Origin of the sequence: Sphingobium sp. CFD-1 (assembly GCF_024611115.1) — a bacterium.
Lineage (GTDB): Bacteria > Pseudomonadota > Alphaproteobacteria > Sphingomonadales > Sphingomonadaceae > Sphingobium > Sphingobium baderi_A.
The window spans coordinates 1-18,128 of record NZ_CP084400.1 but is presented as its reverse complement, the minus strand read 5'-3'; the positions used below and the strand labels follow the sequence as shown (position 1 = coordinate 18,128).

General features: G+C 62.2%; 17 protein-coding genes and 3 pseudogenes. 13 read left to right on the top strand and 7 right to left on the bottom strand.

The annotated features are described in order from the left end of the window. The first annotated feature begins 5 nt into the window (after positions 1-5). Both LDB26_RS20270 and LDB26_RS20265 read left to right on the top strand, forming a co-directional pair. Positions 6-626: a recombinase family protein gene (locus tag LDB26_RS20270; protein WP_008832583.1), complete on the top strand. Its 621-nt coding sequence runs from the start codon at positions 6-8 to the stop codon at positions 624-626. Next, entirely contained in the window at positions 623-1,153 is a 531-nt protein-coding gene (locus LDB26_RS20265; RefSeq protein WP_007686150.1) for a GNAT family N-acetyltransferase, read from the top strand. Before LDB26_RS20270 ends, LDB26_RS20265 begins: the two co-directional genes overlap by 4 nt. Positions 1,154-1,219: 66 nt before the next feature. Here the strand turns inward: LDB26_RS20265 and LDB26_RS20260 are convergent, their stop codons facing one another. The 3 genes and pseudogenes from LDB26_RS20260 to LDB26_RS20250 all read right to left on the bottom strand — a co-directional run. Next, complete coding sequence (locus LDB26_RS20260; protein ID WP_257542436.1) at positions 1,220-1,375, bottom strand: hypothetical protein; 156 nt, start codon at positions 1,373-1,375, stop codon at positions 1,220-1,222. A gap of 29 nt (positions 1,376-1,404) precedes the next feature. Next, a complete protein-coding gene (locus tag LDB26_RS20255; protein ID WP_006961816.1) occupies positions 1,405-2,271 on the bottom strand; it encodes a recombinase family protein in 867 nt (288 codons plus the stop codon). 142 nt (positions 2,272-2,413) lie between these two features. Next, a pseudogene (locus tag LDB26_RS20250) lies at positions 2,414-2,923 on the bottom strand (Tn3 family transposase); the annotation flags it as partial. A gap of 51 nt (positions 2,924-2,974) precedes the next feature. Here LDB26_RS20250 and LDB26_RS20245 point away from each other — a divergent pair. The 3 genes and pseudogenes from LDB26_RS20245 to LDB26_RS20235 all read left to right on the top strand — a co-directional run bounded on the left by LDB26_RS20245 (position 2,975) and on the right by LDB26_RS20235 (position 5,494). Next, positions 2,975-3,739, top strand: coding sequence for an IS6-like element IS6100 family transposase (locus LDB26_RS20245; RefSeq protein WP_001389365.1), 765 nt, complete (start codon positions 2,975-2,977; stop codon positions 3,737-3,739). Between the two features lie 47 nt (positions 3,740-3,786). After that, positions 3,787-4,917: pseudogene (locus tag LDB26_RS20240) on the top strand (MFS transporter); the annotation flags it as partial. A gap of 10 nt (positions 4,918-4,927) precedes the next feature. After that, on the top strand, positions 4,928-5,494 hold the full coding sequence (locus LDB26_RS20235) for a TetR/AcrR family transcriptional regulator (protein WP_008786762.1): 567 nt from the start codon (positions 4,928-4,930) through the stop codon (positions 5,492-5,494). A 311-nt stretch (positions 5,495-5,805) separates the two neighbouring features. Here LDB26_RS20235 and LDB26_RS21570 read toward each other — a convergent pair whose 3' ends face one another. From LDB26_RS21570 to repC, 4 genes are all read right to left on the bottom strand, one after another. After that, on the bottom strand, positions 5,806-5,919 hold the full coding sequence (locus LDB26_RS21570; RefSeq protein ID WP_306812074.1) for a DUF6771 family protein: 114 nt from the start codon (positions 5,917-5,919) through the stop codon (positions 5,806-5,808). Positions 5,920-5,974: 55 nt separating this feature from the next. Then, positions 5,975-6,526, bottom strand: a complete 552-nt coding sequence (locus LDB26_RS20230; protein ID WP_257542454.1) for a recombinase family protein — start codon at positions 6,524-6,526, stop codon at positions 5,975-5,977. Between the two features lie 378 nt (positions 6,527-6,904). Next, positions 6,905-8,287 carry a plasmid replication initiator TrfA gene (trfA, locus tag LDB26_RS20225; protein ID WP_306812073.1) on the bottom strand — a complete coding sequence of 461 codons (1,383 nt, stop codon included), beginning with the start codon at positions 8,285-8,287 and terminating at the stop codon, positions 6,905-6,907. Further along, the gene (gene repC, locus LDB26_RS20220; RefSeq protein WP_257542452.1) at positions 8,287-9,552 is read right to left on the bottom strand and encodes a plasmid replication protein RepC; all 1,266 of its coding nucleotides are present in this window, start codon (positions 9,550-9,552) and stop codon (positions 8,287-8,289) included. Before repC ends, trfA begins: the two co-directional genes overlap by 1 nt. 719 nt (positions 9,553-10,271) lie before the next feature. Between repC and LDB26_RS20215 the strand changes: the two genes are divergently transcribed. The 8 genes and pseudogenes from LDB26_RS20215 to LDB26_RS20180 all read left to right on the top strand — a co-directional run bounded on the left by LDB26_RS20215 (position 10,272) and on the right by LDB26_RS20180 (position 18,123). Further along, entirely contained in the window at positions 10,272-10,634 is a 363-nt protein-coding gene (locus LDB26_RS20215; protein WP_257542450.1) for a hypothetical protein, read from the top strand. Next, on the top strand, positions 10,631-11,311 hold the full coding sequence (locus LDB26_RS20210) for a lytic transglycosylase domain-containing protein (RefSeq protein WP_257542448.1): 681 nt from the start codon (positions 10,631-10,633) through the stop codon (positions 11,309-11,311). The genes LDB26_RS20215 and LDB26_RS20210 overlap by 4 nt, the downstream gene beginning before the upstream one ends. Beyond that, the gene (locus tag LDB26_RS20205) at positions 11,308-11,640 is read left to right on the top strand and encodes a TrbC/VirB2 family protein (protein WP_257542446.1); all 333 of its coding nucleotides are present in this window, start codon (positions 11,308-11,310) and stop codon (positions 11,638-11,640) included. Before LDB26_RS20210 ends, LDB26_RS20205 begins: the two co-directional genes overlap by 4 nt. Positions 11,641-11,644: 4 nt before the next feature. Further along, positions 11,645-12,001 (top strand): type IV secretion system protein VirB3, encoded by a 357-nt coding sequence (locus tag LDB26_RS20200; protein ID WP_257542444.1) that lies wholly within the window; start codon positions 11,645-11,647, stop codon positions 11,999-12,001. Then, positions 11,994-14,396: a VirB4 family type IV secretion/conjugal transfer ATPase gene (locus tag LDB26_RS20195; RefSeq protein ID WP_257542442.1), complete on the top strand. Its 2,403-nt coding sequence runs from the start codon at positions 11,994-11,996 to the stop codon at positions 14,394-14,396. Before LDB26_RS20200 ends, LDB26_RS20195 begins: the two co-directional genes overlap by 8 nt. Positions 14,397-14,567: 171 nt before the next feature. Continuing rightward, a pseudogene (locus LDB26_RS20190) lies at positions 14,568-16,223 on the top strand (efflux RND transporter permease subunit); the annotation flags it as partial. An 11-nt stretch (positions 16,224-16,234) separates the two neighbouring features. After that, entirely contained in the window at positions 16,235-16,624 is a 390-nt protein-coding gene (locus LDB26_RS20185; protein WP_007683329.1) for a copper-binding protein, read from the top strand. A gap of 248 nt (positions 16,625-16,872) precedes the next feature. Further along, positions 16,873-18,123: a type II restriction endonuclease gene (locus LDB26_RS20180; protein ID WP_257542440.1), complete on the top strand. Its 1,251-nt coding sequence runs from the start codon at positions 16,873-16,875 to the stop codon at positions 18,121-18,123. Positions 18,124-18,128: the final 5 nt, after the last annotated feature.

Below are 18,128 nucleotides of genomic sequence, written 5' to 3'. Positions count from 1 at the left end.
GATCCATGCTGATCGGCTACGCCCGCGTGTCCAAAGCCGACGGCTCGCAGTCGCTCGACCTGCAGCACGATGCCCTTCGCGCTGCCGGTGTCGAGCCAGGCAATATCTATGATGATCGTGCATCCGGTAGCCGTGATGATCGCCCCGGTCTTGCCGCCTGCCTGAAATCGTTGCGCGACGGCGATGTCCTCATCGTTTGGAAGCTCGACCGGCTCGGCCGAACGCTCACCCACCTGGTCAGCACGGTGCAGAATCTGTCGGATCGCGGTATCGGTCTGCGGGTGCTCACCGGCAAGGGCGCGCAGATCGACACCACGACGCCATCGGGCCGGATGGTGTTCGGCATTTTTGCCACACTGGCGGAGTTTGAGCGGGATATGATCCGCGAGCGCACCATGGCTGGCCTGGCCGCTGCCCGCGCGCGGGGACGCAAGGGTGGCCGCAAGTTCGCCCTCTCCAAGGCCCAGGTGCGGCTCGCTCAGGCTGCTATGGCCCAACGCGACACGTCCGTTTCCGACCTCTGCAAGGAACTCGGGATCGAGCGCGTCACTCTCTACCGCTATGTCGGTCCCAACGGGGAACTCCGGGATTACGGTCAGCGCGTGCTTGCTGCCAAAACGCGATGATGATGACGGGAGCCCCGATCAAACTTACCCAAGCGGACGCCGCAGACGTTGCAGACCTGTACAACCGTTGCAGCGACTATTTCCTGTTGCAGGACGGGGCCGCGCCCACGCTGGACGATGCTCGCGAGCTTTTCTCCGATGTGCCGCCCGAAAAGAGCGCCCACAATCAAGCTGTCCTGGGATGGAAGGGGCCTGGCGGCCTATATGCAATCGCGGCCATCCTCCGCGATTATCCGCGTGATGGCACATGGTATCTCGGCTTCATGATCGTAGATGCCGCACAGCGTGGTCGTGGCGTCGGACGCTCAATTTACTCGACGGTCGAAAGCTGGGCCGCTGCGAGAGGTGCCACAGAGATTCGGTTGGCCGTGCTGGAAGCGAATGAAGCGGCAGAGCGATTTTGGCGTTCTCTCGGCTTCATTGAGTATCGGCGCGTTGGGCCAGACACCTTCAAAATGCGTAGCCATCGCCGGATAGAACTGAGCCGTCGCCTTTCTGGCGCGACCGTAGAAGGCAGCAACAAGTAAGATCTCGCGCCGGCTATCTGGGCGAGCTTGGCGTAGGATTCCGCCCCCTCCCGCAAACGCCCCCTTTCAGGGAAGGGGGCTTGAGATCGCCTTGATGGCCTTCAATCCCGTTCCAAAACGAGCGATCGCGTCCCTGTTTCTCTCCAGCTCGCCATAGGGCAGATAGGCGAAGTCGAGATCGGCAATACGGCCCAGTCGGCCCGAAGCTGCGATTTTGGCCATGTTGAAGAACAAAGATTGAACATGGCGATCTACCAGGCTCGCTCTTGTCCTCCAATCTCGTAAACATCGGTCTCGATCGAGCACCTGTAGCTCTCTGCGATGTTGAACATCTCTGTCTGGAGAGATGCGATCTCATCATCGAGGCTGACGCCATCGGCACCCTGATCATAGGCGACGGTCAGCGTGTAATCGCAGTTCCCGGTCTTTTGCATCTGGTAATCCCGCTCCAGCATCGCCTCAATGCGCTCGCGAGCGGGCTTTCTGCCACGACCATGCTTGTTGAAGTTCTCGATGGTCAGATGCAGGGCGATGGTGACAGAAGGCGGCTTTTCCGGCAGCCCGATCCTTGAAGGAATGACGTCAAGCGCCCGATAGACGGTCATTCTTGAGATCTTGAGGTCGCGCGCGACGCTGGCCTTGCTCGCGCCGGCGGTGATCCGGCGTCGGATTTCATCGTCATCGATGTTTTTCTTCCGGCCTTTGTAGACGCCTTCGGCGCGCGCCGCCTCGATCCCGGCGCGCTGCCGGTCCTTGATGAACGTCAGTTCCATGTCCGCGACCATGCCCAGAATGGTGATCACCATCCGCCCCATGCTTCCGGCCGTCGTCACCTCCGGCTCAAGCACCCGCAATGAGGCTCCCTTCTGGTCGAGTTCATGAACCAGATTGAGAACATCGCGTGTGGAGCGACCGAGCCGATCGAGACGCAGGACGACGAGTTCGTCATCGGCGCGCAGGAACTGCATGATCGTCTCAAGCTCCGTGCGTCCAGTGCGCGATGCGCCCGAGCCTGTTTCGGAGCGGAGGATTTCACAGCCCGCTGCCTTCAACCGGGCAACCTGGATGTCGAGATCCTGGTCGATGGTGCTGACGCGGGCGTAGCCGACGCGGGTCATGGGCAAATCCGTCACATTAGGGTGGCTTTGCCCTCGTACAGTAACATTGGTGACGGAACCACCCTTTTGTGACATGTCGTATATGTCACTTCCGATCGTCACGTTCGGGTGCACCCAAATGGTGCGAGCGGAAAGGCCCCGGTCAGGCAGCAAGCCGCCCAAAATCGATCCGGCTATTCAGATCGAGGTCGAAGCGGCCATAAGGATTGACGTGGCTGTAAATCAGCGGTGTGAGGCCGCGATAATCATCCGGCGTCATCCGGCCCGTCCATTTCGGTTCCACCAGCACGCTCTGAAGCATTCGGGTGTTCACATAGACAAGCGACGCTTGCAGCAAATGTAGCGCCAGGACCGAGAGCTGCTGCTCATCGATGCGGTTAGTGGCGATCTCGCCGCCCTTGCCGAAGAAAACGAACCCATTGGCACTGTTCCAGTTTTCAACGACATTCAGGCCTTCATGAATTTCGCGGCGGAAGGACTCCTCGCGCAGATACCGGCACAGGAAGATCGTCTTGACCGCGCGGCCCAGCTCACTCAACGCCTTGTAGGTCGGGTGCATCACCTCGGAGCGGCTAAACCGGCGCAGGATCGCCTCCGGGTCGGCGGTTTTTGTCTGCATCGCGGCTGCATATTTGACCATCTGGCTCTGTTGCAAAAATCGTGAAGCTTGAGCATGCTTGGCGGAGATTGGACGGACGGAACGATGACGGATTTCAAGTGGCGCCATTTCCAGGGTGATGTGATCCTGTGGGCGGTGCGCTGGTATTGTCGCTATCCGATCAGCTATCGCGACCTTGAGGAAATGCTGGCGGAACGCGGCATTTCGGTCGACCATACGACGATCTATCGCTGGGTCCAGTGCTACGCCCCGGAGATGGAGAAGCGGCTGCGCTGGTTCTGGCGGCGTGGCTTTGATCCGAGCTGGCGCCTGGATGAAACCTACGTCAAGGTGCGGGGCAAGTGGACCTACCTGTACCGGGCAGTCGACAAGCGGGGCGACACGATCGATTTCTACCTGTCGCCGACCCGCAGCGCCAAGGCAGCGAAGCGGTTCCTGGGCAAGGCCCTGCGAGGCCTGAAGCACTGGGAAAAGCCTGCCACGCTCAATACCGACAAAGCGCCGAGCTATGGTGCAGCGATCACCGAATTGAAGCGCGAAGGAAAGCTGGACCGGGAGACGGCCCACCGGCAGGTGAAGTATCTCAATAACGTGATCGAGGCCGATCACGGAAAGCTCAAGATACTGATCAAGCCGGTGCGCGGTTTCAAATCGATCCCCACGGCCTATGCCACGATCAAGGGATTCGAAGTCATGCGAGCCCTGCGCAAAGGACAGGCTCGCCCCTGGTGCCTGCAGCCCGGCATCAGGGGCGAGGTGCGCCTTGTGGAGAGAGCTTTTGGCATTGGGCCCTCGGCGCTGACGGAGGCCATGGGCATGCTCAACCACCATTTCGCAGCAGCCGCCTGATCGGCGCAGAGCGACAGCCTACCTCTGACTGCCGCCAATCTTTGCAACAGAGCCACCGGGAACGCAACATCGCCATTGCGATCTGGGGGTCGTTGTCGGTCGTCGGCGCTGCGCTCGGACCGATCATCGGCGGTTTTCTGCTCGGCCATTTCTGGTGGGGGTCGGTGTTCCTCATCAATGTGCCGGTAGTGGTCGCTGCCTTCATTTCGGCGCTGATCGTTGCGCCGAAGGTGGCCGGCGATGCGACCAAGCCTTGGGACGTGGTGTCGTCGTTTCAGGCATTGGTGGCGCTGTCGGCTTTTGTGATCGCGATCAAGGAATCTGCCCATGCCGGGCAGTCGTGGGCCGTCCCCGCTATTTCGCTGCTGGTTGCCATCCTCGCCGGAGCGCTGTTCGTCCGCCGGCAACTGCGCCTGCCGTTCCCGCTGCTCGACTTCTCGATCTTCCGCAATGCCGCGTTCACATCGGGCGTTCTAGCGGCCGCGTTCTCCCTGTTCGCCATCGGCGGTGTTCAGCTTGCTACGACGCAACGCTTCCAGCTCGTTGCGGGCTTCACGCCGCTGGAAGCCGGGATGCTGGTTTCGGCGGCGGCGCTCGGATCATTGCCGACTGCGCTGCTCGGTGGTGCATTCCTGCATCGTATTGGCCTACGTATCCTTATAGCTGGCGGGCTTGCGGCGGGATCGCTGGCGGTCCTGCTTGCGACATGGGGCATCACTCATGGCCTTGGCTGGCTGATCGCCGGTCTGGCGCTGACCGGTGCCGGCGTAGGTGCAACAATGTCGGTGGCATCAACGGCTATTGTGGGCAATGTGCCTGTGCATCGCGCCGGCATGGCGTCGTCGGTCGAGGAAGTGTCCTACGAGTTTGGCAGTCTGTTCGCTGTCACAATTCTCGGAAGTCTTTTGGCCTACCTCTATACGGTCAACGTCGTGTTCCCCGCCGGAACCTCGGAAGCGGCCCGCGACAGCATGGCGTCGGCGCTGGTCTTTGCCAACGAGGCGGGGGCCGATGGTGTTGTCGTGCGTCAAGCGGCAGGAATCGCATTCGACCACGCCTATACGGTCGTCATGTACGTGGCGGCGGGTGTTCTGGCCGTGGGTGCCCTGATCACCGGCATCCTGTTGCGGCGCTACGGTCCCGGCTCGCAATCGTCAGCCTATCCCACACAACACTAAGGAAGCCGACATGGCGAGAGCCAGCAAGCGCCTCGAAGTGCTTGAAGCCATTGTGAGCATCATCGAGCGTGACGGCCTCACCGCCGTCACCCTCGACGCCGTAGCGCTCGAAACCGGCATGACACGCGCCGGCCTTCTGTATCATTTCCCGTCGCGCGAAGCCCTGATCCTCGCCACCCATGAGCATCTGACTCGCTCATGGGAACAGGAGCTGGAAGCGAGCGCCGGCAACACCTCGGACAGGGCGACAGACGCCGAACGACACGCCGCCTACATCAACACCTGCGCAAGAGCTGCCCGGCGGGTCGAACTGCTGCTCATGCTGGAAAGCTCCGACAATCGGCAGCTTGGCGATCTGTGGCAACAGGTCATCGACCGCTGGGCACCTCCTGCGCCGATTGGAAACGACGCTGCCGAGTTGGACAGGTTCATTTCGCGCCTTGCCGCCGATGGGCTGTGGATTCACGAGGCGCTGTCGTCGCGCCCGCTCCCCGAGCAACTGCGCAAGCGTATCGCGGCGCGCCTCGTCGCGATGGCCGCCGGACCTGTTGAGGCGGAAGAAAACCTCCCGAAATAACTGGTGTCCCCCCACAACCCGGCCCAGTCGGCCCGAAGCTGCGATTTTGGTCATCTTACCATTTCGCAGCAGCCGCCTGATCGGCGCAGAGCGACAGCCTACCTCTGACTGCCGCCAATCTTTGCAACAGAGCCGTCGGCACGACGTTCGATGCGGCACTGCTTGCGCACCTTTCTCCGATGGGCTGGGCGCACATCAGTCTGACCGGCGATTACCTCTGGGAGCAGGCCAGGCGACTTCCAGCAGGTGAATTCCACCCACTCAACGAGCCAATGGCGCGGTTGAAGCGTGTAGCGTAGCCCATGTTCCGCTTATGTCCGAGAAATCGTTGTCTGGCGAACAAACCTTGAGGTGACGCCAACGCGCGCCCAGCCCGGCGCCGCCAGAATGATGGCGGATAGCTCATCCTGTTCGATTCGTTCCATGAGAGGATGAGAACAAAAAAAGAACAAAAAGGCAAGCCACGCGTTTGGAGCCGGTTTATTCCATGCGCTTGCGGAGACGATAGATTGTCGGCCGACTGACGCCGAATTGGCGAGCCACGTCCGACACGCTCTGCTTTTCCAGCATTTTCGCGATCTTTGGCCAATCCTCATCGGAGAGGGCGTCCTTTCGGCCTCGCCGGACACGACGCTTGCTCTCGGATTCGGCATAGACTTCCGCGTTCTGCGCTTTGGCGGCGGCGGCGATAGCCCCAATAAGGGCACGGCCGTCGTCGGCCCCATCGGGATCGAGATTCAGCCGTTCGGCCAGCGTTCGCACACCGCAGCCCAAGCAGATGATCGACCAAATCGTTGCAACTAGGTCGGGAAGGGAGGATGCCAGTCGATCGAGACTGCCGATGACGAAGATATCGCCTTTCTCAAGATCTTCGATAGCTGCCGCGCGCTGTGCGAAGCGGCGGGCAGGGCGCTGGGGAAGATCATCGCGGAAAACGACTTTGCAGCCTGCCCTGCGCAACGCCTTTTCCTGATCGTCCAGCGACGGGCCGGTAAGCGTAGCACGCGCGTAACCGATCAAACGCCCAGCCATCAGGGCATACCCTGCGTTGCGGGAAGAAAGCCTTGCGATGCTTGTGAAATTGGCATGATCGGTGGTCGTGATCCGGGCAGGTGCTGCACAACCGAAAAAATCGCGCCCTGCCGGCAGCGCGTCCCCGGATCGAGAGGCGTGCCGGCCCAAAGCCGGGTGTTGGAAACACTGGCACAGCGCAGCGCGCATGCGCCTTTACCGTTGCCGGTTGGACATGCGCGCATGCCACCCGGCCGAAATGTCGACCGAGAAGCTGCGCTTGAAAGGTTTCCATGCCTCAGCCCGCGTCTCCGCGAGTTGTCCTGATCTCTAATCGGCGAAAGCACGAAGGCCAAGAGACTTTGCTGAATCTGAGGAACGCCCGCGCCCCGGATGAGGTCAAACAGCGGGCACAAGCTGGGTAATCAGGGGAACAGGATGCGGGCGGGTCCGATTTGCGCGCGGCGTGATAACGACTGTCGTAAGCACCTCGCGTCGGCGCGGCTTGGGCGCACCCGCCTTGGGCGGCACCACGACATCGTAGAGCGCCATCTGATATTCTGGAAGCTCGTCGGCCTCCGCGATGCCTTTGAGAGTGTGTTTGAATCGCGGCGCCGTATCGTTGCTGCCGACGTGGCGGCGAAGCACCTCGATCTCGATCTCCCATGGCTCGTCACCATCACAATGCGAGCGCGCCAGCTCGTAGAGCCGCCGTTCGATCGGCCCCAGCGAGAAATAATCATGGTGATAGGCGAGGATGCGCTGATCCAGCTTGATCGCGCGATAAAGCCAGTCGCAAAGCCGGACGCGAACTGCTTTCAATCGCTTATCACCCCCACGCCCGCGCGTCGAATACGCCAGCTTGGCCTCGGCGAGCCAGGAGAAATAACCTTCCTCACCCTCGCCGCCGGTTTCGATGTTGGTCCGGATCTGAGTGCCCTGAAGCCGCGACAAGGCTTCGGATAGTCGAGTATAGGAGCGGGCCGACAGACTAGTTCCCGTCACCCGGAAGAAGTCATGCGCCGTAAACGTGAAATCCTGCCCAACCGGCTCACCTTCGCGCAATTTCGCGGCCATGAGGCTCGCAATGTAGAGCACGATTTCCTTATCGTAGATGGTTGCGACCCCATTCTGGCTGGGGCGAACCTCGATCGACACATTCTCCGCATGATATTCGATCGGCTTCATCTGGGCGGTTTTGGTGAGGGCGAAAAAGGGGAAAGCCATAATGGACCGCTCGCCCCGAACATCACCATGTAGGGGGCTGTCGAATACAAAAAGGTCGCCCTGGCTGGAGGCCACCTTGGTCCTTCCTCTGTCTGATCGCCGAAAGCACGAATCCGCCGCGCTTTTTCCGGTTCCCAGATTGTCCCCGCGTCCGTGCGAAGTAAACCGGCACACCCGCTTCCATCGCTGAAAGCACGAATCTTTGACGCATTTCAGGGCCTTTGGGGGACGGTTTTGCACGACACTTTGAGGCCGATCTTTGAAAAATGGCCGTTGGATTCGTGCTTTCGCCGATTCTTGGGCAGACCCGATTCGTGCTTTCAGCGATTCCAGCCCGTCCGATTCGCATACACGAATCAGCCCTGCCAGCGCTGCGGCCGCTTTCGTGCTTTCGGCGATGGCTGGATTTGGGTCCGCGGCCGCCAAAATCGGTGCGTTCATGGGATCGACATTGCCGGAAACCCCGGAAAATAGCGGTTTTTCTACGCCGATAGCGTCGCCCCCGGTCGATTTTCGATGATCGGCGAAAGCACGTTCGTTCGTCGGATCGAGCATCACTGGATATCCGCCGCCTCGCGCAGACCATGGAAGGTCCGGCCCAGGTGCAGTTCGCCGATCGTCGCGCGCTGGGTCATGGCGCGCAGATAGCCGCCGGCGTTGGTCACTTGGCCCTCGCGTTCCTTGTGCGCGACCGCGATCATCGCTGCCGCCGCCCCGCGACGGCCCATGATCCGGCAGGCCTCGCGCCAGGTGTGATTGTTGATGAAGAGATAGGTAGCCTGCTGCTCGGCGATCGCGATCAAATCGCGCCATGTTCGGGTGCTGAGGTCCAGTTCCCAGCAAATCTCGCTGCAAGCCTTGCCGATAAAATCGACGTCGATCCCGTATTTGTCGAGGTCCGTTTCGACACGCGATGCCGGTGACGAAGGAGCACCGCCATTGCCACTACGCCCCTCTGCTAAGCCATTACGTATTTCTGCATTAGCAGGTTGGAGTTGGGTTGTAGTTGTATAGTGGGTGCAATTCGTTTCATCGGTGGGTGTAATATCTACTGAATTATCCACCGATTGTCCCTTGCCCTGTCCATCGTCAACGACGGTCGACGCGGTGATGAAGGCGACATGGACGCGACGCTTGCGAAGCTCGATCTGATGAACGAGGCGGGCAAGGGCATCGATATCGGCAAGACCCCGCGCGTGGTCGACGATCATGCGGGCGGTCTCGACTTCCTCCAGCCACTTACAGCCCTCCAAGCCCTCATCAATGGCCGTCTGAGCAAGCTGGGCGATTGTCTTGCGCGCAATGGTGAGCCGTCGGCGCAGTTCCTGCTTCTCGCGACGAACGGCTGTGGCACGCTCGGCGATCTCGGCAAACTCCATCATGCGCGCGCCGATCGGCCGCAGGTCGAAGCCGTAGCCCCAGACGATATGGCCATCAGCGCCACGCGCACCGCCACGGTGGCCATTCGGAGAATCCTGCGCGACGATCAGGCGCAGCGTTATGGCCTTGCGAAGCAGATTTTGCACCTGCCGCACCTCTACCCCCAGCTCCTCCGCCAAGCGCTCGTTGCTGGGCCAGACCAAAGGCTGGCGGCCTTCCTGCCAGTCCTGAGGCTTTGTCCATGCGAACAGAAGGTCGATCAGACGCACGATTCGAGCGCTCGCGCCGATGCTGGTCGCGGCGCGCTTGAAAGCGGCGAGGGCTTGGCCGTGGGTGATGCGGCCTGAAAAGCCACGAAACTGCTGGGCAGTCGCCTCGGCCGCCGCGAAATGAGCATCGTAGCGCCTATATCCGGCGCCTGGTTGCGGGACAGACAACATCGTTCGGTCACTCCAATTCTGGAGCCCGTGCGGACACAAAAAATCCGTGGCGCGGAATCGCGCGTTTTGGACTTGTTGTTTATCGAAGGACCGTATAGCTAGAGGTCGTCACACCGGCTTGCTTGCAGGCCTTCGAAAAGCCCGGCCATTGGCCGGGTTTTTTATGCCCTCACCAAAGCTCCTTCCGCGCGTCGTTTATCCGTTGGCAGCTCGCGCCTTATGCTGCCGGATTTCCACATGCGCAGTCGCCCCGCCGGTTCGGCGAACCCTTTCGCGAGAATCAGGAGGGTATGGCTGTGCATGGTCGAGACATCGCCGGAGCGGCCTTGGATGACCACCCGCGAATCCTCGTGCTTTTGGCGATATGCTCCACGAAGATTCGTGCCATCGGCGATAGTGGCAGCGAAACAAGCTAGATCAGGGAACCATGTTAGCCGCAGATCGCCGTTTGGGGGCGATCGTCGTATAGATGCCGCCGCGAGAGACGCGATAACCTCTATTGATATCTTCGGTGCTTTACTCTGACCCAGCACGGAAGAACGATAACAACTTTCCGCATCATTACCGACTTCATGCGGACATTGCAGGCTCATCCTCTCTGTCTCCCCCGACTCCCGACTCTTGATAGCAATTATGCCTGTGTAACGACGCTTGCCCTTGTAAAACAATAGGGCTATTATGTTACAACGACAGATTGCCCATAAGAAGGGGGAGGAGAGATGCGAAAGCTTCTGGCCGTCTCAGCAAGCGTAGCGCTGCTCGCCACGTTTGCGCCTGCACCGGCCCTCGCAAGCGACTTTGGCTGTCAGGTTCTGTTGTGCCTCTCCAATCCGGGCGGGCCGACACAATATCAGCAATGCGTTCCGCCGATCTCGAAGCTGTGGCGTCAACTCGCGTTGGGCAAGGCTTTTCCGTCCTGCACGGCGGGCGGCGTCGTCAAAACGAAGGTGCGCAATAAGGACAGCAGCACGCGGCGCCGGGTCGAAATGACCTATTCCGACGGGCGGATCGTAACCTATTCGCTCGCCGGCATCGAGCAAGCGGCATCAAGCGAAGCGATGGGCGAGGTCGGCTCGCAATGATCGTTTCGCTCGCCATAGCCCTCGATCTTGCGCGGCAATGCGCCCCGTCGGTGGCCCCGGCGACGATCCTCGCGATTGCTCATGCGGAAAGCGAACTCGATACGCTGGCGATCAACGTCAATGGCGGCCCCAAGCTGCGGCCTGCCACCAGCGCGGCCGACGCCGCGGCACTAGCCCGGAGCTATATCGCCGCAGGCTACAGCGTCGATCTGGGTCTTGGTCAGATCAACAGTAACAATCTTGGATGGCTCGGCCTGAGCGTCGAGGACACATTCGATCCTTGCCGAAATCTCGCAGCGGCCGCGCGCGTTATCAGCCTGAATTACAGCACCGCCGCGCGCGGGGGCGCGAGTGGGCCGGAAGCAATGGGGATCGCGCTTTCGCTTTATAATACCGGGAAGCCGCGCCGGGGATTTGCCAACGGCTATGTGGCGCGCGTTTACCGCTCGGCCGCGATTGTCACGCGTGGACTTGGCACGGCGACACCGGCCCCGCCGCCAGCGGCTGCGAGAGGGGAGGGGCGCTCTCCCGCGCTCGCGCCAGCGCTATCCCCGGCGCCTGCCCAGGTCGTTCAAGCCGCACCCGCATGGGACGTGTTCGCGCGGCCCGCCGCGCCAGCGCTCATCTTCGGCCGCCCCAAGGAAGCCGAGGAGCTTCAAGGAGAAATGATGCAATGACCTTCCCGCGCGTCGCCCGTCCGCTGCCGGTCAATCTCCCGGCGATCAAACGATGCTTTGGCTTGCTCGTGCTTGCCGCTGCGGTGAGCATGGTGATGACCGATCCCGCCTATGCGCAGGCGGCTGACGGCATCACGTCAATGGCGCAGAACATCCTTTCCTGGCTGACTGGCACGTTTGCCAAGACCATTTCGGTCATTGCGGTCGTGATCGTCGGCTTCATGTTCTTCACGGGCCGCGCCAGCCTGCCTCTTCTCGTTACCGTCATTGTCGGCATATTCATCGTGTTCAGCGCGGAGTGGATAGTCGATACGATTACGGGGGGCTGATCCCGTGCGCGCGGCTAACCCGTCCAGCGATCAGGAAAGGTTGCGAGAGGAAATCCTGTTCCTCGCCGTCACGCGGCCGACGATGTGGTTGGGCGTGCCGATCGAGGCATCGCTGCCGATCGCGCTCGCCGCCTGCGTGACGCTCATCATCACGGGCAATCCCCTCTATGCGCTCGCGTTCGGCGGTGCCGCCTTCGCAGTCGCGCGGCTTGTCGTGCGCCACGATGCCAATGCCTTCCGGCTGCTCATGCTCTGGACCCGCACCAAGGCGCGTTGCCGTAATCGGATATGGTGGGGCGGAAGCTCCTATTCGCCGCTGCCCGTCGCGGGCCTCAAGCGCCGGGGGTTCCATCATGGCTAGGGGAGGGGTAGCGGAGCGGACGCCGTGGCGCGTCCTGCGAAACGAAACCGAGCCGGGCCGCTATCTGCCCTATGTCCGGCATGTAGATCCGCATGTCGTCGCGCTCGAAAACCGCGACCTGATGACCATGTTCCGGCTAGACGGCCTGTCGTTCGAGACGGCTGATCCCGCCGATCTCAACGACTGGCATGAAAAGCTGAACGGCGTGTTGCGCAACATCGCCGATGATCGCCTTGCGCTCTGGACGCATATCGTCCGCCATGATGTCGCCGATTATCCCGAAGGTCGTTTCCGGTCTGCCTTCGCCGCAGCGCTCGATGCCCGCTATCGCGAGCGGGTCACGGCGCGGCGGATGTTCGTCAATGAAATCTATCTGACCCTTGTGATGCGCCCTGCCGCTGGATCGGCGGATCGAACGGCCGTGCTTCTCAAGCGGATATCGCAAGCCCGGCGTGAAGATGAGGAAATCGACGCGGACGAACTGCTCCGCTTCGAGGAGAAGGCCCGCGATACGGTAAAGTTGCTGGGGCGCTGTGCCCCCCGCCGTCTCGGCACCTATGAACATGGCGGCATCATGTTTTCAGAGCCGATGGAGGTTCTGGAAATGGTGATGATGGGGACGCATCGGCGCGTGCCCCTGGTGCGCGGTCATCTAGGCGGCGCGCTCTATGGCGAACGGCTGATCTTCGGTCGCGAGACGATCGAGGTCCGCGCCCATGATCGCAGCCGCTACATCGGCATGTTCGGCATTCGGGAATATCCGGCAGCAACCCGTCCTGGCCAGTTGAACGCGCTGCTGAGCGCGGATTTCCCGCTCGTCGTGTCCCAATCCTTCGCGTTCATGGGCAAGGCGCGGGCTGCGGAGCGTTTGCGGCGCCGACAAAACCAGATGGCATCGACCGAAGATGCCGCGTCCAGCCAAGCCGAAGATCTGATCGCAGCCGCCGATGATCTGCAAAGCAATCGCTTCGTGCTGGGCGAGCATCATTTTTCGCTGGCGGTGTTCGGCGACAGCATCCGGCGCCTGAACGATAATCTTTCCGGTGCGCGCGCAGCGCTGGCCGATGCGGGCCTCGTCTCAGCCCGCGAAGGACCGGCGCTGGAAGCTGCCTTCTGGTCGCAGCTCCCCGGCAACTTCGCATGGCGCTCGCGGCCTGCTGCGATCACATCGCGCAATTTCGCGGCGCTGTCGCCGTTCCACACCTATCCAAGCGGCAAGGCTAGCGGGAACCATTGGGGGCAGGCGGTGGCGCTGCTCAAGACGGCCGCGCAATCGCCCTATTATTTCAACTTCCACCGCGCCGACATCGGCCACACGCTGATTATCGGCCCGACCGGCACCGGCAAGACGGTGGTGCAGAACTTCCTTATGGCGCAGCTCGAAAAGACAGGCGCGCAACAGATATTCATCGACAAGGATCGCGGCGCGGAAATCTATGTCCGTGCCAGCGGCGGCACCTATCTGACTCTGCGCAACGGTGAACCAACCGGCTTCGCGCCGCTCAAGGGCCTCGACGATAGCCCGCGCAATCTCGTGTTTCTGGAAAAGCTGATCCGCCAGCTCGTCACGCCGCGCAACGGCACGCTCAACGTAACCGAGGAGCGCCGGATCAGCGACGGTCTGGTGTCGCTCTCCCGCCTGCCTGCCGATCAGCGCTCGTTCGGTGCGCTGCGCCAGCTTCTCGGACAGCGTGACGCCGAAGGCATCGGCGCGCGCCTTGAAAAATGGTGCCAGGGCGGGGCGCTGGGATGGGTGTTCGACAATGAGAAGGACGCGCTCAGTCTCGATGCGCGCTTCATCGGCTTCGACATGACGGATTTCCTCGAAAATCCTGAAATCCGGTCGCCGGTGATGCTCTACCTGTTCCACCGGATCGATGCGTTGCTGACTGGTCAACCGCTTGTGCTCGACATTGATGAGGTGTGGCGGCCGCTGGAGGACGTGGGATTTCAGGAGTTTGCGCAGGATGGCCTGAAAACCTACCGCAAGCTCAATGCCTTCTTCGTATTCGGCACACAGAGTCCGGCCGACACGCTCAAATCGCCGATCGCCCACAGCATCATCGAGCAGATGGCGACGAAGATCATCCTGCCCAACCCAAACGGCAATCCCGACGACTATATCAAGGGCCTCGGTCTGACGCGGAAGGAATATGACCTGATCCGCCACGAGTTGATTCCGGAACAGCGGCGGTTCCCCGTCAAGCAGGGGCACGATTCCATCGTTGTCGAACTCGACCTTGGCGGTCTCGACGATGAATTGGCCGTGCTCTCGGGCACGGCGGAGACGGTCGCCCTTCTCGATGCCATCCGTGCCGAAGTCGGCGACGATCCGGCGATCTGGCTTCCCATTTTTCACCAGCGGCGGCGCTCGCCCAAAGTCTCAAAAGGATGACGATCATGCGCAAACCATTGATGGCGGCCGGCGTGCTCGCGGCCATGGCGGCGACCCCTGCGGCCGCACAGGGCATTCCGGTCTATGACCAAAGCGGCTTCGCTCAGGCGCTTGCCACCGTGAAAAACACGCTTTCGATGATCGAACAGGGCAAGCAGCAAATCAGCGAGGGTGCCGATCCTGATGGGCTGGCTGATCCGGGGCCGCATTCCGGCCGAGCAGGCCAATCCGGTCAATCGCTGGCTCACCAATATCTACCGGCCCGCGATCGACTGGACGATGAAGCGGCCCAAGGCAGTGCTGCTGATCGCGGCTCTGGTGTTCGCCACCACGGCCTGGCCGCTCAGCCGGCTCGGCGGCGAGTTCATGCCCAATCTCGACGAGGGCGACCTGCTCTACATGCCCTCGGCGCTGCCGGGCCTCTCGGCCGCCAAGGCGAGTGAGCTGCTCCAGCAGACCGACCGCCTGATCAAGACCGTGCCCGAAGTCGAAAGCGTGTTCGGCAAGGCCGGCCGCGCCGAGACCGCGACCGATCCCGCGCCGCTCGAAATGTTCGAGACGACGATCCAATTCAAGCCCCGCGACCAGTGGCGGTCGGGCATGACGCCCGAACGCCTTGTCGACGAGCTCGATCGCCGGGTGAAGCTTCCGGGTCTCGCCAATATCTGGGTGCCGCCGATCCGCAACCGCATCGACATGCTCGCGACGGGCATCAAGAGCCCGATCGGGGTCAAGGTGTCGGGCAGTGACCTCGCCGAGCTCGACCGCATCGCGCATGATGTCGAGACCGTGGCCAGGAGCGTGCCCGGCGTCAGCTCGGCGCTCGCCGAGCGGCTGACCGGCGGACGCTATGTCGATGTCGACATAGACCGCGCCGCCGCCGCGCGGTTCGGGCTCAACATCGCCGACGTCCAGGCCATCGTCTCCGGCGCGATCGGCGGCGAGACGATCGGCGAGACGGTCGAGGGCCTCGCCCGCTATCCGATCAGCGTGCGCTATCCGCGCGAATTGCGCGACAGCCTCGAAAGGCTGCGGGCGCTACCGATCCTGACGCCCGCGGGCCAGCAGATCACCTTGGGCACCGTGGCAAACGTCTCGATCGCCGAGGGACCGCCGATGCTCAAGACCGAGAATGCCCGGCCTTCGACCTGGGTCTACGTCGATGTGCGCGGGCGCGATCTTGCCTCGGTGGTCGGCGATCTGCAGCGTGCGGTGGCGAAACAGGTCAGGCTCTCGCCTGGGGTCAGCATCGCTTACTCTGGCCAGTTCGAATATCTCGAGCGCGCGGTCGACCGCTTGAAGCTGGTCGTGCCCGCGACGCTGCTGATCATCTTCGTGCTGCTCTACCTCATCTTCGGCCGCTTCGACGAGGCGGCGCTGATCATGGGGACGCTGCCGTTTGCGCTGACCGGCGGCATCTGGACGCTTTATCTGCTGGGGTTCAACCAGTCGATCGCCACCGGGGTCGGGTTCATCGCGCTCGCCGGCGTCTCCGCCGAGTTCGGGGTGGTGATGCTGATCTATCTCAAGAACGCGCTGGCCGAGCGCGGCGCACATCCGGACGCTGCCGAGGTCGAGGCCGCCGTGCGCGAAGGCGCGCTGCTGCGCGTCCGTCCCAAGGCGATGACGGTGGCGGTGATCCTGGCCGGCCTGCTGCCGATCCTGCTGGGATCAGGCGCGGGTTCGGAGGTCATGAGCCGGATTGCCGCGCCGATGATCGGCGGCATGCTGACCGCGCCCTTGCTCTCAATGTTCGTCCTGCCCGCCGCCTACCTGCTGTTGCGCCGGCCCAAGACCGATCCCATCCCTCAACCCGTTTCATCATGAAGGAGAAGACGATGAACCATGCACGACTGACCATTGCCCTCGGCCTCGCCGCCCTGACTGCCGCGTGCGGCAAGAAGGCGGAGGCCCCCGTTGCGACTGAGACCAACGAGGCGGCGCCCGCCGCGACCATGAGCGGCGACATGGGCAACATGTCGATGGCGCCTGACGCGAACGCCGCGATCAAGGCCAAGGGCCATGGCACCGTCACCGCGATCGACAAGGCGGCAGGCACGATCACGCTCGATCATGGTCCGATCCCGGAGGCCAAGTGGCCCGCGATGACGATGGCGTTCAAGGCCGCGCCGTCGATCACCGATGCGGTCAAGGTCGGCGACAAGGTCGATTTCGACCTCTCGCTCAAGGGCAGCGATGGCGAGGTCACCGCGATCGCAAAGCAGTGATCCGCTAAGTTCGACCGGAAAAAGCTGGTTGCGGCGCCGCTCCCGGGCGGCGACGCCCGTGCCGGCCGTCTGCCTGGCTGTGCGCCCGGTCGACGGTTGCGACCGGCAACGCCCAATGCCAGCGGCGTTTCCCTGCGCGATCACCGACAATTTGAGCACGCTTCGCGGATCGCACATTGAACGTGCAAGCCGCCCTTGCTCGCGATAGCCTGAACGGCAAGGAGCCCAGTTTAGATGACCCAGCCAGTATGACCTTGTTACCCGCGACACATCATGATCTCGTGAGCGAGCTTGTCCGTCGTTGGCGAGACGATCCCGGCGCCACCTATCGCTCCTGGTTTCTGTGGGACGAACGGCTGAAAAACTTCCGCTCCATCCGTCGCGGGCTGCAGCAGGTGGTCGCAGAAATCGAAAGTGGGCGGTTCGGCGTCGCCTATCGCGGCTCGTCACTGGAAACGGTTGTCCACTCGATCGCCGAACAGCGGCAGATCTTCAAGGGCGCCGACCATGCCTGGCTGTGGAAGCCCAAGCTGCGCATTCCAGACATCTACGAAAGCCCGGACAACCAGCGGGCGTTCGGTCGCCTGCTCGACAATTGCTCGTGCTGCGATACCGCCGAGGAGATCATCAGCCACATCCGCAGCATAGACGCGCTCAAGATCAAGGGGCTGGGGCCGGCGGCGGCCAACCTGCTCTATTTCCTTCACCCGACGCTGGTGCCGCCCTTCAATACCGCGATCGTCAAGGGCTACAATGCCGTCACCGGCGCCAAGGTGAAGCTCGGGTCATGGGATCATTTTCTCGCCATGCGCGCCGGCATCCTCGACCTCAACGACCGTTACCGCGAGTTGCTCTCCAACGATCTCGGCGCGATCGGCGGACTGTTGTTCGACATTGGCTCGGGCCGCTATCCCGCGCCACCGCTGGAGGATGACGCAACGGCGGCCGACGACTGGCTCGGCAGATTGGAACATGCCAGAGCGGAGGCAAGCCGGCTCGACAAGACAGCCGCCGCGCAGGGCGAAACCGATCGCACGCACGCCGAAATCCAGGCCTGGCTGCGCGACCTCGGCCATGCCCTCGGTTACGATGTGTGGATCGCCGCCAATGACCGCGGTCGACTTCACGCTGGCTGCCCGCTTGGACAGGGATGCCTCGAGCGCCTTCCAGACGCCATTGCGACCTCTCCCGGAGCGGACTCGATCCGCCTCATCGACGTGTTGTGGCTGGCGAAGGGTGGCGACGGCGTCGCCGCCGCGTTCGAGGTTGAACATTCGACCTCGATCTACTCGGGGATCGTGCGCATGCTCGATCTGGCGCTGTCGGGGAGCGATCTGCACGCTGCCGCCGGGCTATTCCTGGTCGCACCGAATGCGCGCGAGCAGGACGTTCGCGCGCAACTCCGTCGCCCGGCTTTCAGCCGTATTGGCCCAGTCGGCCCGAAGCTGCGATTTTGGTCATCTTGGAGAACACGTCGGGAACGGGCTGGTTGTTGTTGACGATC

Coding starts and splice junctions, on each gene's coding strand:
- LDB26_RS20270 (WP_008832583.1), top strand. CDS start 6: ATGCTGATCGGCTACGCCCGCGTGTCCAAAGCCGACGGCTCGCAGTCG.
- LDB26_RS20265 (WP_007686150.1), top strand. CDS start 623: ATGATGATGACGGGAGCCCCGATCAAACTTACCCAAGCGGACGCCGCA.
- LDB26_RS20260 (WP_257542436.1), bottom strand. CDS start 1,375: ATGGCCAAAATCGCAGCTTCGGGCCGACTGGGCCGTATTGCCGATCTC.
- LDB26_RS20255 (WP_006961816.1), bottom strand. CDS start 2,271: ATGACCCGCGTCGGCTACGCCCGCGTCAGCACCATCGACCAGGATCTC.
- LDB26_RS20245 (WP_001389365.1), top strand. CDS start 2,975: ATGACGGATTTCAAGTGGCGCCATTTCCAGGGTGATGTGATCCTGTGG.
- LDB26_RS20235 (WP_008786762.1), top strand. CDS start 4,928: ATGGCGAGAGCCAGCAAGCGCCTCGAAGTGCTTGAAGCCATTGTGAGC.
- LDB26_RS21570 (WP_306812074.1), bottom strand. CDS start 5,919: ATGGAACGAATCGAACAGGATGAGCTATCCGCCATCATTCTGGCGGCG.
- LDB26_RS20230 (WP_257542454.1), bottom strand. CDS start 6,526: ATGGCTGGGCGTTTGATCGGTTACGCGCGTGCTACGCTTACCGGCCCG.
- trfA (WP_306812073.1), bottom strand. CDS start 8,287: ATGCTCGATCCGACGAACGAACGTGCTTTCGCCGATCATCGAAAATCG.
- repC (WP_257542452.1), bottom strand. CDS start 9,552: ATGTTGTCTGTCCCGCAACCAGGCGCCGGATATAGGCGCTACGATGCT.
- LDB26_RS20215 (WP_257542450.1), top strand. CDS start 10,272: ATGCGAAAGCTTCTGGCCGTCTCAGCAAGCGTAGCGCTGCTCGCCACG.
- LDB26_RS20210 (WP_257542448.1), top strand. CDS start 10,631: ATGATCGTTTCGCTCGCCATAGCCCTCGATCTTGCGCGGCAATGCGCC.
- LDB26_RS20205 (WP_257542446.1), top strand. CDS start 11,308: ATGACCTTCCCGCGCGTCGCCCGTCCGCTGCCGGTCAATCTCCCGGCG.
- LDB26_RS20195 (WP_257542442.1), top strand. CDS start 11,994: ATGGCTAGGGGAGGGGTAGCGGAGCGGACGCCGTGGCGCGTCCTGCGA.
- LDB26_RS20185 (WP_007683329.1), top strand. CDS start 16,235: ATGAACCATGCACGACTGACCATTGCCCTCGGCCTCGCCGCCCTGACT.
- LDB26_RS20180 (WP_257542440.1), top strand. CDS start 16,873: ATGACCTTGTTACCCGCGACACATCATGATCTCGTGAGCGAGCTTGTC.